Annotated in this window: 15 protein-coding genes; 11 read left to right on the top strand and 4 right to left on the bottom strand. The window is 60.8% G+C overall.

The genetic code is table 11. The features are described from left to right. From RH90_RS23580 to RH90_RS18320, 3 genes are all read right to left on the bottom strand, one after another. Window positions 1–553: hypothetical protein (locus tag RH90_RS23580; protein WP_010187833.1), on the bottom strand; the 553-nt coding region annotated here is incomplete at its 3' end. Next, window positions 526–795: a zinc ribbon domain-containing protein gene (locus tag RH90_RS24780; RefSeq protein WP_157134625.1), complete on the bottom strand. Its 270-nt coding sequence runs from the start codon at window positions 793–795 to the stop codon at window positions 526–528. The genes RH90_RS23580 and RH90_RS24780, both read right to left, overlap by 28 nt. 44 nt (window positions 796–839) lie before the next feature. Beyond that, the gene (locus RH90_RS18320; protein ID WP_010187832.1) at window positions 840–1,376 is read right to left on the bottom strand and encodes a recombinase family protein; all 537 of its coding nucleotides are present in this window, start codon (window positions 1,374–1,376) and stop codon (window positions 840–842) included. A gap of 36 nt (window positions 1,377–1,412) precedes the next feature. On the opposite strand from RH90_RS18320, the gene RH90_RS23570 reads away from it, so the two are divergent. The 6 genes from RH90_RS23570 (at window position 1,413) to RH90_RS18295 (ending at window position 5,620) form a co-directional block, all read left to right on the top strand. After that, window positions 1,413–1,610, top strand: a complete 198-nt coding sequence (locus RH90_RS23570) for a hypothetical protein (RefSeq protein WP_010187831.1) — start codon at window positions 1,413–1,415, stop codon at window positions 1,608–1,610. Between the two features lie 236 nt (window positions 1,611–1,846). Next, window positions 1,847–2,101: a hypothetical protein gene (locus RH90_RS23565; protein WP_157134624.1), complete on the top strand. Its 255-nt coding sequence runs from the start codon at window positions 1,847–1,849 to the stop codon at window positions 2,099–2,101. Window positions 2,102–2,138: 37 nt separating this feature from the next. Then, window positions 2,139–3,242 carry an SDR family oxidoreductase gene (locus RH90_RS18310; RefSeq protein ID WP_010187828.1) on the top strand — a complete coding sequence of 368 codons (1,104 nt, stop codon included), beginning with the start codon at window positions 2,139–2,141 and terminating at the stop codon, window positions 3,240–3,242. A 60-nt stretch (window positions 3,243–3,302) separates the two neighbouring features. After that, window positions 3,303–3,650 (top strand): EthD domain-containing protein, encoded by a 348-nt coding sequence (locus RH90_RS18305; RefSeq protein ID WP_010187827.1) that lies wholly within the window; start codon window positions 3,303–3,305, stop codon window positions 3,648–3,650. 97 nt (window positions 3,651–3,747) lie between these two features. Continuing rightward, window positions 3,748–4,641, top strand: coding sequence for an NAD-dependent epimerase/dehydratase family protein (locus tag RH90_RS18300; RefSeq protein ID WP_010187826.1), 894 nt, complete (start codon window positions 3,748–3,750; stop codon window positions 4,639–4,641). A 52-nt stretch (window positions 4,642–4,693) separates the two neighbouring features. Continuing rightward, a complete protein-coding gene (locus RH90_RS18295; protein WP_010187824.1) occupies window positions 4,694–5,620 on the top strand; it encodes a LysR substrate-binding domain-containing protein in 927 nt (308 codons plus the stop codon). 45 nt (window positions 5,621–5,665) lie between these two features. Here the strand turns inward: RH90_RS18295 and RH90_RS18290 are convergent, their stop codons facing one another. Beyond that, window positions 5,666–6,412 carry an SDR family NAD(P)-dependent oxidoreductase gene (locus RH90_RS18290; RefSeq protein WP_010187822.1) on the bottom strand — a complete coding sequence of 249 codons (747 nt, stop codon included), beginning with the start codon at window positions 6,410–6,412 and terminating at the stop codon, window positions 5,666–5,668. A 342-nt stretch (window positions 6,413–6,754) separates the two neighbouring features. Here RH90_RS18290 and RH90_RS18285 point away from each other — a divergent pair, with 342 nt between their 5' ends. From RH90_RS18285 to RH90_RS18265, 5 genes are all read left to right on the top strand, one after another. Then, window positions 6,755–7,627, top strand: coding sequence for a hypothetical protein (locus RH90_RS18285; protein WP_010187820.1), 873 nt, complete (start codon window positions 6,755–6,757; stop codon window positions 7,625–7,627). Next, window positions 7,624–9,696, top strand: a complete 2,073-nt coding sequence (locus RH90_RS18280; protein WP_081476972.1) for a M13 family metallopeptidase — start codon at window positions 7,624–7,626, stop codon at window positions 9,694–9,696. The genes RH90_RS18285 and RH90_RS18280 overlap by 4 nt, the downstream gene beginning before the upstream one ends. Before the next feature lie 54 nt (window positions 9,697–9,750). After that, the gene (locus tag RH90_RS18275) at window positions 9,751–10,374 is read left to right on the top strand and encodes a TetR/AcrR family transcriptional regulator (protein WP_198283421.1); all 624 of its coding nucleotides are present in this window, start codon (window positions 9,751–9,753) and stop codon (window positions 10,372–10,374) included. A 303-nt stretch (window positions 10,375–10,677) separates the two neighbouring features. Further along, on the top strand, window positions 10,678–11,007 hold the full coding sequence (locus tag RH90_RS18270; protein WP_010187816.1) for a YciI family protein: 330 nt from the start codon (window positions 10,678–10,680) through the stop codon (window positions 11,005–11,007). 107 nt (window positions 11,008–11,114) lie between these two features. After that, complete coding sequence (locus tag RH90_RS18265; RefSeq protein WP_010187815.1) at window positions 11,115–11,762, top strand: hypothetical protein; 648 nt, start codon at window positions 11,115–11,117, stop codon at window positions 11,760–11,762. Window positions 11,763–11,917 lie beyond the last annotated feature (155 nt).

Raw genomic sequence — 11,917 nt, 5'->3', positions numbered from 1 at the left:
ACGGTATCACAAAAGCCCCGTCCCTCACCGGACGGGGCTTTTGTGCGTTCTGGCTACACGCACTCTCCGCGAACGCCAGCATGCGGTACAGGTCGCCGTAAAGCTGAATCGGGCGACTCTTCCCGCCGCGCGCGCTGCCGGGCTGCACAACGATCTTCTCGATGAGTGGTCGGATCGCTTGCCGAGCGACTGCGCCATCGCTTGAGGACAGATGTGTCTCGAGCTCGGCGACCGCCCGGCTATAGACGGCTTCATAGTTCGCCGGCAGCCGGACGACCGTCGGCTCAGGTGCTTCGGCCAGAGCAATCTCCAGACCTGCCTCTATCGTCTCCCGTTCCTTCAGTCGGACGGTCAGCGCGCGCGGCGCATCGTCGTCTTCCTCGATCCGCGACACGAGCTTGGCGACGCGCCGGCGCGTCTCGACGAGCTCGCCTTCTACGTGATGGCGATCTGCATGGTTGGCGCGATGCATCGCCTCGAGCTCCGTCTGGAGCTTCGCCGCGAAGCGACCGATGATTTCCGGGGTCAGAAGCCGGTCGCGGATGCCGGCCAATGCGTGCTCTTCGAGTTCCTGGGTGTGATAGACCCGTTGGTGCAGGTCCCGGTGCGATGACTCTTGCAGCGCCAGCGGCCGGCACCGATCGCGAGAAAGGGCGCCTCGCAAGCTCCGCATGTGACGAGCCCGGATAGTAGGGGGCAGGGCGCTTTGCGCCCGCCAGCGGATTGCCCGTCAGCTTGTACTTCGCTTCGCGCGCGGCGCGCGCTTCCTTCTGACGGACCTTCACCGCATCCCACAGTGCCTGGTCGATGATGCGCAACTCGGGCTGATCACTGATGATTCACTCGGTTTCGGGGTTGAGGCGCGGGCGGCGAGAAAAGCCGCGATTGTCGTTGGGTACCTCGACCCAGATCCGACGGTTAAAGATGCGGCGCCCGATATAAATCTCGTTGTTTAGGATGCCCTCGCCGAGGCTCGGGTCGCCCGACAGAGTCGTCGGGTTCCAGACGCCGGCGTTGTATTTTCCACGCTCTTGAGCGCGAGGGGCGGGGATGCCATCCCGGTTCAAGATCGCGCAAATCTGCTTCAGGCTCTGTCCCTCGGAATAGAGGTTGAAGATGCGCTGGACCAGCTCGGACTGCGGAACGTCGATTGCGAGCCGGTCAACGGCGTGCCCGCCCGGATCCTGTCCGGTGATCTCGCGTCGGTAACCCAGAACTTTCTCGCCGGTCACACCGCCGCGGCGTGCCTTGCCCTTTAGGCCGCGGCGTGTCGTATAGGCGATGCGCGTTCGCTGCTGTTCGCCGATAATGGCTTTGAAGGCGAATACGAGGCCGTCGATGCGACCGGTTGAAACCGTATGGACCGTCGCCGACACGTTCGTCGACGTCCCCCGCGCGGTGCTCCTCACTACATGCCCGAGGCGCGGGAGCATTTCGAGCAGACGATCGAGGTGTCGGCAAAGCTCGGCGACGAGAACGTCGCCCGATGGGAAGCGCTGTCCGATCTCGCGGTCGCCGCCGGCCACGACCGGAAGGATCGGCCTGAGCTCGCATACCGCTACTCCCGCGTGGCCGAACTGGTCCTCGCCTACACCGAACACTTCGACTGAGCATATTCAGTGAAGGCGATCGCGGAACTGTCCGCGCCGTCGGGGCCAACGATCCTGAGCCGGTGGATCGACCGTCGGTTCGCCCATGAGCCCGACACGCTGCCTAGATCTGGATGATATCCGTGCCATGTGTCTCGACCTAGCGGCGTCTCGCCAAAGTCAATTCGCTGCAGGCCTGAGGTCGCGTCACCTAGCGGGATCGGCAATATCGCGACGCCAGCACCGCGAGCGCATAATTGAGCCTGAACGTCGGGATTGTTGCTGCAAGCGCCAATATGCGCTCGGGCAAATTAGCCGAGCCTAGATTGCATCAGGTGTCGTTCCAATGCCGTGTCCATAATTACGAGCGCAGTGTCGTTCCCATCCTCGCGAGGACGCTCGAGGCCCACGGATCTGTTCGCCGCCCCAACGCACCAAGACATCCGATTTTTGGAGAATTCGCATCAAAAAGCTTGATCGATGCGCAGGCGGCACCAAATAAACATTTCTGAAGCTTTCGCTCCATATAAAGTGCATCGGATTTCGAATATGACTGAACAGAGCTTCAGCGAGGGCCGTTCCGACTTGGCGAACCGTCGGCTCCTCGTCATTGGCGGCCACGGCGTGGCTGGCGGTGCGATCGTCAACGCCGCAGTTCGCGACGGGGGCTGGAAGGTGATGACCGCCGGCCGCAGGGCAAGCCCCGAGCACGGATTGACAGGTGCCTTGTCGCCTGAGCACGTCAGCGTTGACCTCCTGTCCGCTACTAACGCAAAAACGGCCTTCGCGAACGTACCTGCGATAACCGATCTCGTCTTCGCAGCCTATGTCGAACGACCCAGCATGGCGCTCAACGTCGCGCCTAACGTCGAGATGCTCATCAACACGCTGGAAGCTCTATATGAAGCGGGCACGCCGCCCGGCCGCGTGGTGCTCATCGGCGGGGGAAAATCCTACGGTCCACACCTCGGTCCCTACAAGACGCCGGCGAAGGAGTCCGATCACCGAATTCTCGGGCCAATCTTCTACGATGATCAGGAGGATGCGCTGCGGGAATGGTCCGCACGCAACGGCGCCAGCTGGTCTATACTGCGGCCCGACGGCATTCTCGGCGTGGGCCTCGGCTCCCCTATGAACCTTGCGACCGGGCTCGCCGTCTATGCGGCTATTTGCCGGGAAGAGGGCGTGCCGTTGCGCTTCCCCGGTACCGTCGGTGCCTGGTCGGCACTGCATCAAGTGACCGATGCCGGCATCCTCGGCGACGCTGCACTATGGGCGTTGGGCGCGGAGACGGCGCGCAACGAGATCTTCAACGTCACCAACGGCGACCATTATCGTTGGAAGCATCTATGGGGGGACATCGCCTCCTATTTCGACATAGCGCCGGCCGAGCCGCAACCGATGTCGTTGGTCACGCAGATGGAAGACAAAGGTCCTGTGTGGGAGCGAATTGTCGCTAAGCACGGCCTTAGGCAGACCCCCTGGAAAGAGATAGCGGCATGGCCGTTTCTCGATGGCGTCCTCGGGATCGACTACGATCTCGTGCAAAGCACGATCAAGATCCGACAAGCCGGCTTCGCCGACTGCATCGACACCCATGCCAGTTTCATCAGACAGTTCGACACGCTTCGCACGCTGAAGCTCGTGCCGTGATCGCGCGGCACCGATGCTCCCTCGCGACAGCACGCACTCTACGTAAACAAGGACCGCGCCATGATTAAGATGAGCCTGTTTCTCACCCGCCGCCCCGATCTGACGTTCGAGGAGTTTGCCGACCATTGGAAAAATGTCCACTGGCCTGCTGTTCACACCGTCCCCGAGGTCATGAATAACACCATCCGCTATACACAGCAGCACAATATCGGTGGTGTCCCCGAGGGTGCCACTGCTGCCCCGTTCGATGGCGTCGCCGAAGTATGGGTCGAGGACTTCTCGGCGCTCAAAGAAATGCTTGGCTCGGAAAAATGGGTATCCGTAGTGCAGGAGGACGACAAGAAGTTTCTCGACACCTCGAAAACGCTCGTCATGTTTACCGAGGAGAAGGTCGACTTTACGCGGTGATGTTCGGGAGTTTGGCTTCCAGTCAGACTTCCACTTTATCGAGTAGCCGATGCTGTGCATCGTTATTGGTCGCGCACCGTCACAGGGATTAAGCTGCATGAAAGTCTTCGTTGTCGGTGCTACAGGATATATCGGCGGAACCGTTGCTGTAGCCCTGCGCGACGCGGGTCATAGCGTGATCGGTCTTGCGCGAACCGGCGAGAGGGCTGCCGGCCTAAGGTCGCTCGGAATAGAGGCCGTCCTTGGCGGTTTCGACGATCGGACCGCTCTCGAAGATGCGGCGAAATCGAGTGATGCCACGATCAACGTGTCGGATTCCGACCATATCGGCGTGGTGCGGACGCTGATCGGCGCGCTGGCAGGAAGCGGGAAAATGCTCGTGCACACGAGCGGGTCGAGCATCATCGTCGACGACGCGAAGGGTGCCTATGCGAGCGACACCATCGTCGAAGACGATGCTCCTTTTGTAGCTATGCCGCACCGACTTCCACGCATCGCGGTCGATCATGCGGTCCGCCGTGCCGGCATAACCGATGGCATCCGTACAGCGGTCATATGCCCCACAATGGTTTATGGTTTGGGACGAGGCCTTGGCCGGGATAGCGACCAGATCCCGAAGATCGCGGCTAAATCGCGCGAGCTGAACGCCGGCGCCTATATCGGCGAAGGCGCGAACATCTGGTCCAACGTGTTCGTGGAGGATCTCGCGACGCTTTTTGGCCTGGTCCTCGAACACGCGCCGTCGGCCTCGTTCTTTTACGCCGAAAATGGCGAACTGTCGCTGAAGGAGGTTGCCGCTGCCGTAAGCCATTCGCTCGGGTTCGGAGGCAAGACGGTGTCCTGGGATCTGGACGCCGCCAAAGCAGAACTGGGAATGTGGCCTCAGGTGGCGCTGGCGACCAATTGTCGAGTGCGCGCTACGAACGCGCGCCGGCTCTTGGGATGGAGGCCGGCGGGGCCGGCGCTTTCTAGAGCGCAGCTCGTCTCATGACCACTGTTCGAGATTCCCCATTCGTCATGTCGATGACCGGTCGAGAGCGCCAATGGAGGATCTGAACGATCTTTATTATTTCGCGGAGGTCGTGGCCCACGGTGGTTTCGCGGCGGCAAGCCGCGCGATTGGCCAACCTAAGTCAAAGCTCAGCCGGAAGGTCGCCGACCTCGAAGCACAGCTGGGCGTCCGGCTGATCGAACGCTCAACGCGGCGGTTCAGGGTGACGGACGTCGGCGAGCAATTCTACGATCGCTGCCGCAAAATGATGGACGAAGTGCAGGCCGCGCGCGCGACTGCGGCCGGGTTTAGGGACGAGGCGAGCGGGACGATCCGATTCAGTTGCCCGCCGGGCATGCTCCAGGCGATTGCCCCCATCCTGCCCGACTTTCTCGTTCAATTCCCCCTGGTGAACCTCCACATCACATCGACCAATGCGGTAATCGATCTCATCGAGCAGCGGATCGACGTCGCGCTGCGGGTGCGCACCAGTCCCGATACTGATATGAGCCTGACCACGCGGACGCTGGCGTCCAACGTGCGCATCCTCGTCGCTTCGCCGGCGATCGCGCGAACGGTCGCGCTCGATGCTGATCCTTCGGTCCTAGCGAACCTCTCCACGCTGAGTTTCACCGACCAGGCGGATACCTGGACGATGCGGGGACCAGCGAAAAGGACCGTCAGCGTTCCGTTGTTGCCGCGCATGGTATGCGGCGATATCTTCACCTTGCGGAGTGCCGCGATCGGCGGAGCGGGGATCGCTTTTCTCCCCGATCATAGCTGTCGCCACGAGCTGGCGGACGGATCGCTTCTCAGGGTGCTGCCGCGCTGGAGCGGCGAGCAGGGCTCGGTCTATCTCGTCTTCACCGGCAGCCGCGGGCAACCTCCTGCGGTGCGTGCATTCATCAACCACCTGGCTTGCGCCTTCAGCGACGATCTGCTGCTGGGGGACTTATGCTCCAGCTCGCCGAACGGCTAGGATCGGCCGACCGGAACGCTGTTCCGATCGGCCGTCCAGCTGATGTCAGGCGCCGATGCCGCCATCCACTGCCATTACGCTGCCCGTGATGTAGCTCGCGCGGGGCGATGCCAGGAACGCGACCGCAGCCGAAATCTCTTCGACGCGTGCGTAGCGTCCCAGCGGGGTCTGACCCTTCAGCCAGTCGGAGATCGGCCCGTCCTCCGGGTTCATCTCGGTATTGACCGGGCCAGTGCCGATCACGTTGACGGTGATGCCTTTACCACCGAGATCGTGCGCAGCGCCGCGCGTGAAGCCGTCGATCGCTGCCTTGCTTGCCGCGTAATCGGCAAGGCCGACGGCTCCTGTCCGGGTCGACAGGCCGGTCGAAATCGAGATGATCCGGCCGCCTTCGCCCATGACGCGTCCTGCTTCGCGGATGCCCGTCATGACCGCATCGGTGTTGACCGCATATAGGTCGTCGAGATCGTCCTCATGCGTGCTGTCGGTCACTAGGCCATAGTGGAAAAGGCCCGCGTTGTTGACGAGGATGTCGAGCCGACCGAACTTGGCAACGACGTCGGCGATCAGCTTCTTCACCTGTGCGGTATCGGCTGAGTCGGCCTTGAAAGCGACGCTCTTCAGGCCCTTGGCTTCGATCTCCTTGACGATAGCGTCAGCCTTGTCGGCGCTCGATGCGTAGCTGATTGCAACGTGTGCGCCCTGGTCGGAGAGTTCGCGGGCGATGGCGGCACCGATGCCGCGCGAGCCGCCGGTCACCAGTGCGATTTTGCCGTCGAGGGTCTTGGTCATGTCGAATGCTCCATGCTGGCGACTGAAGCGCCGCTGCTGAAGCCAAAATGGCCTTACGCCCTGCTCCCCGGTAGCATCTAAAAGCAGTCCTCACTGTTCTATCAGCGGGATGATGCGCATTCTAAAAGAGCATCCATAATTGATGAATGCAGATAATTCGAGGCCACTGTCTCATCGCTAGAACGTAGCGTCCTAAACCGACCTCTACTCGACATCCGCTGCTCGGCTTATTTCCATTCCATACCTACGACGTCCCAGATCGAAAACCGGTCTGGCCTCGATTTGAGATCGGACGCAGAGATGTTGGAAAAACCACGGGTATCGGACCTTTCGACCTCAGTCATGATCACGCGCAGAGACGACATCTCGCTCGACATCTTCTATGATTACTGGTCGGACATCCACGGGGTTCTCGCTGCGAGGGCAGAGGGGGCATTCGAGTATTTTCAACACCGACTGGGCACACCGATCGACGGTTTTCTTCAGGGTTCGAGTTCGATCGACCAGACGCCGTCCGCAGGGGACGCAATCGTTGGATTGGCCGAAATCACGTTCGAGACGTCTGCAGATCGAGAAAAGCTCATCCGCAGTGCGGCGGTCGGGCAAATGGTCCTGGACGAACAGAATGTCCTGAAAGGGACGTACATGTATTCGACCGGGCCCGGCAACGCGGCAACCATCGTCGACCGCACAATCGACCGCGCCCCACAGGGCCCGACCGGCGACTATCAGGTGCTTGTATTCCTGCGCCGCGCCGAGAGTGCGCCCGCGACGGAGTTCCGCGCCTTCGTTCGCGATACGCTGATGACAACGATCAGCGAGGGCACCAACGTGCTAAAGGCGCGGCTTCATCTCCTCGAGGCTTACGATGCGGCAGCGTGGCCGACGCCGAATGTCGATCATCAACGCACCATCAGCCAACAATATGACGCCTATATCGAGCTGGCCTTCGACAGCGCAGCCAACGCGCGCCGTTTCACTGGATCGGTGAGGATGGCACAGACGATATTTGAAGCCGCGCGCCTCATTGCTGCTGCGACGACCTATCCGGACGAGATTTACACGATGGTGTTTGGCGGACGGCCCACTCAGGCGGGGCTTCGTGGTCTGTCCGCGTTCCGAACGCTCCGTGCGATCAACGAGCCTGAGAACGAGCGCTCCAAGCCGCTATTGAATGTCTTGTTCGGCGATGCCGTTCTGGAGCCACTGTCGTGACGATCGACGGCATGCGACATACTCGCCTCGGGCGGAATCGCTCGAGGCGGTCATTGTTGGTCGGCTCGGCGCTGCGCGCCGGTATGTTTGTCACGTTGCTCGCTACTTCCGTGGCGGCGATGCCGCCGGGCCACACGCGAACCTGGGGCTTCGATCTCGCCGGCCGCAACACCAGCCAGAGGCCAGGCGATACCTTCTACGGATATGCGAATGGTGGCTGGCTAAAGAACACGCCGATCCGCCCGGGAAGCTTTCGCGCAGGCCCAACGGACGACCTCGACCAAGCCGCGTTAGTGGCGACCAGAGCGCTCATCGAGGCTGCCGCCAATGACACCACCAACAGATCAAAAGTTGCCCTCGTCTATCGCGCTTACAAGGACCGCGCTGCGATCGAACGACGCGGAGTCGAGCCTCTTACCCCGCTGCTCGCTATTATCCGTGCTGCTCCATCGAAGGCTGCGCTCGTGGGGCAGATGGGAGCGAGCTTCGGCAGCTTCAGCGGTTCTCCGTTTCGGATAGCAATCGACGCCGACGCGATGGACACGCGTCACTACGTGATTGGTCTATCGGTTTCGTCCTTGGGGCTGCCGGGTAATAGCTATTACAGCGACCCGAAGCTCGATGCGACGAAAGCTGCTTACCGGCTTTATGTTCTCCATATGCTGGCCATGGCGGGCTGGCAGCAGCCCGATCAGGCCGCGAACATGGTCATTGCTTTCGAGACCGCGCTTGCCGGAGCTAGCGCAAAGACTTCTCCCTCGCGCGACCCCGTCCGAGCCTACAATCCGTATCGCGTCGATCAACTGGGAGCGCTAGCCCCCGGTATCCCATGGGACGTTTTCTTCAGCGGTGCCGGCCTTCGGCCGGTCGGGAATGTGATTGTCGAGGACCCATCGCGGCTCAAGGCAGCAACGGCTGTCTACGCATCCGCGTCCCTCGAAACCCTAAAGGCATGGATGGCATTCAAAGCCGTAGATCGAGCGGCCGATCTCCTGCCTGACCGCTTCGTTGATGCGAGTGATCGCTTTCACCTCATGGCACTGAAAGGCTGGTCGGAACCCCAACCGCAATGGCAGGCGGCGCTGTACGCCGTGAATACCATCGTCGTCGATGATGTCTCCCGCCTCTACCTCACTTCTTATTTCCCGCAGGATACCAGTGCCGCCACCAAGGCAATGGGCGAAAATATGCGGCAGGCGTTTGCAGCGCGCATTGGTAGGCTCACATGGATGAGTGCCACGACCAAAGCCGAGGCGCAGAAGAAATTGGCGGCGATGAAGATCGAAATCGGTTCGCCAGGGGTCTTCGCGGATTATACGCTACTCGATATCAAACCAGGCGATCTCTTCGGCAACGCAGTGCGGAGCCGGGCTTTCGAATGGCATCGGCAGACCGAGCGGCTGGGCCGTCCTGTTAATCGCAGCCGCTGGCAGATACCCCCGCAATATGTCGGCGCATCTTACGCGCCCGAGCTCAACCTCGTCGCGATCCCCGCCGCCTTCGTCCATCCTCCGATGTTTGATCCAAGCGCTGACGCCGCTATCAACTACGGTGCGTTGGGGGCCGCCATGGGACATGAAATGACCCATGGCTTTGATGACCAGGGGCGCAAATATGACGCCAATGGCAATTTGCGCACGTGGTGGAGCGCACGTGATGCCGCCTATTTTGAGGCTCAAAGCAAGAAACTTGCGGCGCAGTATTCGTTGAACGAGCCGCTTCCGGGCCTTCATGTCGACGGTGCAGCCAGCGTAGGGGAGAGCATCGCCGATCTCGGAGGATTGCTGATTGCGATCGATGCCTATCATCTCAGTCTGGAGGGGAAGGTCGCCCCGATCATCGACGGGTACACTGGCGACCAGCGCGTCTTTTTGGGATATGCGCAGATGTGGCGCGAGAAGCAGACCGAAAGCTTTCTGCGCTCGTCGCTTCTGACCAATCCGCACAGCCCAGGCGACGTTCGGGTTCATGAGACCGTCCGCAACATCGATGACTGGTATACGGCCTTCAGCGTGAAGCCATCCGACCGCTTGTATCGCCAACCGCCGGATCGCATTCAAATTTGGTGAAGCGCGCAGCCAGTCTGGATTGCATATGAGATCGTCGGATCGCATATTGGAGCGATGAGCCCAGAAACCGAAATTGTGTCCAAACGTAGTCGGGGGCGCCCTCGTATTTTCGATCAGGATGCGGTCCTTGAGGCAGCGATGGCGCTATTCTGGGACCGAGGTTTCGAGGGCACCTCGTTCGACGCGCTCATTGCGGCTATGAACATCAGCGCATCGAGCTTCTACAATGCGTTTGGAAGCAAAGAAGCGCTCTACAGCCAAGCGATCAATCACTACATCACGCGGACCAGCGTATGGTTCGGATCGATCCTCAATGGGCCCGGTGACACGAAGGCTGTCATGGAACGGTTGCTCGAGGCCAGTGCCGTTCAATTCACCCAAAAGGGATTGCCGGCCGGCTGTATGATTTCTCTGGCAGGCACGCATCTCCATCCAACGCTGAATTCAATACGGCACGCGATGAGAACGAGCAGGAACGCGGCAGAAGGCGCTGTTCGTGCTCGACTCGAAGCCGGTATTGCAGATGGTGACCTTCCACCTGACACCGACGTTGCAGGGCTAGCTGCCCTTTTCGAAGCCGTGTTCCGTGGAATGGCCGTCGGTGCGCGCGACGGCAAATCGACCGAGCAACTGCTGGACGTTGGTCGTCACGCGATGCGTGCGTGGCCGGTCGGCTGACGCGCGTCAGGATGTGCGCCACTGCCTGAGATGACGCCGCCCTATTCACAAACCGCCCTACCGCACTTTTGGAGCGCTCGCATCAAAGTGCCTTGAAGGATGGTCTCTTGTAGCCCATCTAGTGAATTGTGGTGCGAACGCTCCACTTTAACTCGTCGCTTGGAACTCCATATGCGACCCGTTGTCGACCACGGTTTTGGCAATCGAATTCCGGACCGTCTCCTCGCAGTCTGAACGCGGGTCGTGCGGCTCAACAAATCACAAGCTCTCGCCCCCTGGCGAGCCTCGTATGGAGTAATAACGATGGTTGATGAAAATGGCCCCCACTATTTCGTAGCGTTCCAAACGCCCGGTCCGAACTGGGTAGAAGGCGTCAAGTATAACGAGCAGCCCGAGTTCATGACACATGTCGGTTACATGGCCGAGATGCAGGACAAGGGACAGACCGTCCTCAGCGGACCCTTCATGTTGAAAGCCGGCGGGCTCAACGGTGAGCTCGACAATGGCGGGATGACGATCTTCAAGGCAGACGATCTCGCCGCAGCTACTAAGATTGCGACTGATGACCCCACGGTGAAGTCGGGAATGCTCGACGTCGAAGTTAAGATGTTCTGGGTCCCCTTCCACACCTGACCGACCGTCAGCTCAACGGCAGGACGCCGCTGCGAAAGGAACACCAATATGGTCAGGACCCTGCTCGTAGCGGCCGCTGTCAATGATCATGCAGCGGGAGAGTGCACATGAAGGTGTCTGCATCCTCGCTGGCATTCGCCGGTTGCTGCGCGCTGTTCGGCGTCGCGGTCTATAGCGGCAGCGGACACGGGCAAGAGCCGGTCCGCCCACCGCCCCCCGCAAACCCAATCCAACTTAGATCGCCGTCGGAGTTCGTCGGCATCGCAAGCAAGCAGTCCCGCTCGGTCGCGCTGTTCCAGGAAGCCGGCAAGGTCATCCAGTCGCCACGCTGCATGAACTGTCACCCGAGAACCGATCGCCCCACCCAGACCGACGCTATGATCCCGCATCAGCCGCTGGCGCTGCGCGGTCCCGACGGCCACGGCCCGATCGGAGGCGTGCATTGCAAGACCTGTCACGGCGACGCCAACGTCGATCCCGCTGGCGTTCCTGGCAACCCTAAATGGGGTTTGGCACCGGCCATCATGGCTTGGCAGGGCAAGACGCTGGGTCAGATTTGCCGTCAGATCAAGGATCCGAAGCGGAATGGCGGGAAAAGCCTGACCGCGCTCATCACGCATTTCTCGGAAGACGATCTGGTCGGTTGGGGTTGGCACCCCGGAGGTGGCCGCATTCCCGCCCCCGGCACCCAGAAGCAGATGGGCGCGATCATCAAGGCATGGGTCGATACCGGCGCAGCGTGCCCAAAATCATGACCTTTACAAACCTCGCCCTCCCAAGAGCCGACGGGCAGAAACGAGAGTTGCCATGAAGGTCAACGTCAACGGCGACGATCACACGATCGACGCGCACCCATCGACCCCGCTTCTATGAGCGGTACGCGACCTTCTAGGGCTCAAGGGGACCAAGT

Source organism: Sphingomonas sp. PAMC 26605 (assembly GCF_000241485.1).
Classification (GTDB): domain Bacteria; phylum Pseudomonadota; class Alphaproteobacteria; order Sphingomonadales; family Sphingomonadaceae; genus Sphingomonas.
Note: the sequence above shows the minus strand (reverse complement) of the source record. Positions and strands in the feature narration are given on the sequence as shown.

Coding starts and splice junctions, on each gene's coding strand:
- RH90_RS18290 (WP_010187822.1), bottom strand. CDS start 6,412: ATGACCAAGACCCTCGACGGCAAAATCGCACTGGTGACCGGCGGCTCG.
- RH90_RS18285 (WP_010187820.1), top strand. CDS start 6,755: ATGATCACGCGCAGAGACGACATCTCGCTCGACATCTTCTATGATTAC.
- RH90_RS18265 (WP_010187815.1), top strand. CDS start 11,115: ATGAAGGTGTCTGCATCCTCGCTGGCATTCGCCGGTTGCTGCGCGCTG.
- RH90_RS18295 (WP_010187824.1), top strand. CDS start 4,694: ATGGAGGATCTGAACGATCTTTATTATTTCGCGGAGGTCGTGGCCCAC.
- RH90_RS23570 (WP_010187831.1), top strand. CDS start 1,413: ATGCCCGAGGCGCGGGAGCATTTCGAGCAGACGATCGAGGTGTCGGCA.
- RH90_RS18310 (WP_010187828.1), top strand. CDS start 2,139: ATGACTGAACAGAGCTTCAGCGAGGGCCGTTCCGACTTGGCGAACCGT.
- RH90_RS18300 (WP_010187826.1), top strand. CDS start 3,748: ATGAAAGTCTTCGTTGTCGGTGCTACAGGATATATCGGCGGAACCGTT.
- RH90_RS18275 (WP_198283421.1), top strand. CDS start 9,751: ATGAGCCCAGAAACCGAAATTGTGTCCAAACGTAGTCGGGGGCGCCCT.
- RH90_RS18270 (WP_010187816.1), top strand. CDS start 10,678: ATGGTTGATGAAAATGGCCCCCACTATTTCGTAGCGTTCCAAACGCCC.
- RH90_RS18305 (WP_010187827.1), top strand. CDS start 3,303: ATGATTAAGATGAGCCTGTTTCTCACCCGCCGCCCCGATCTGACGTTC.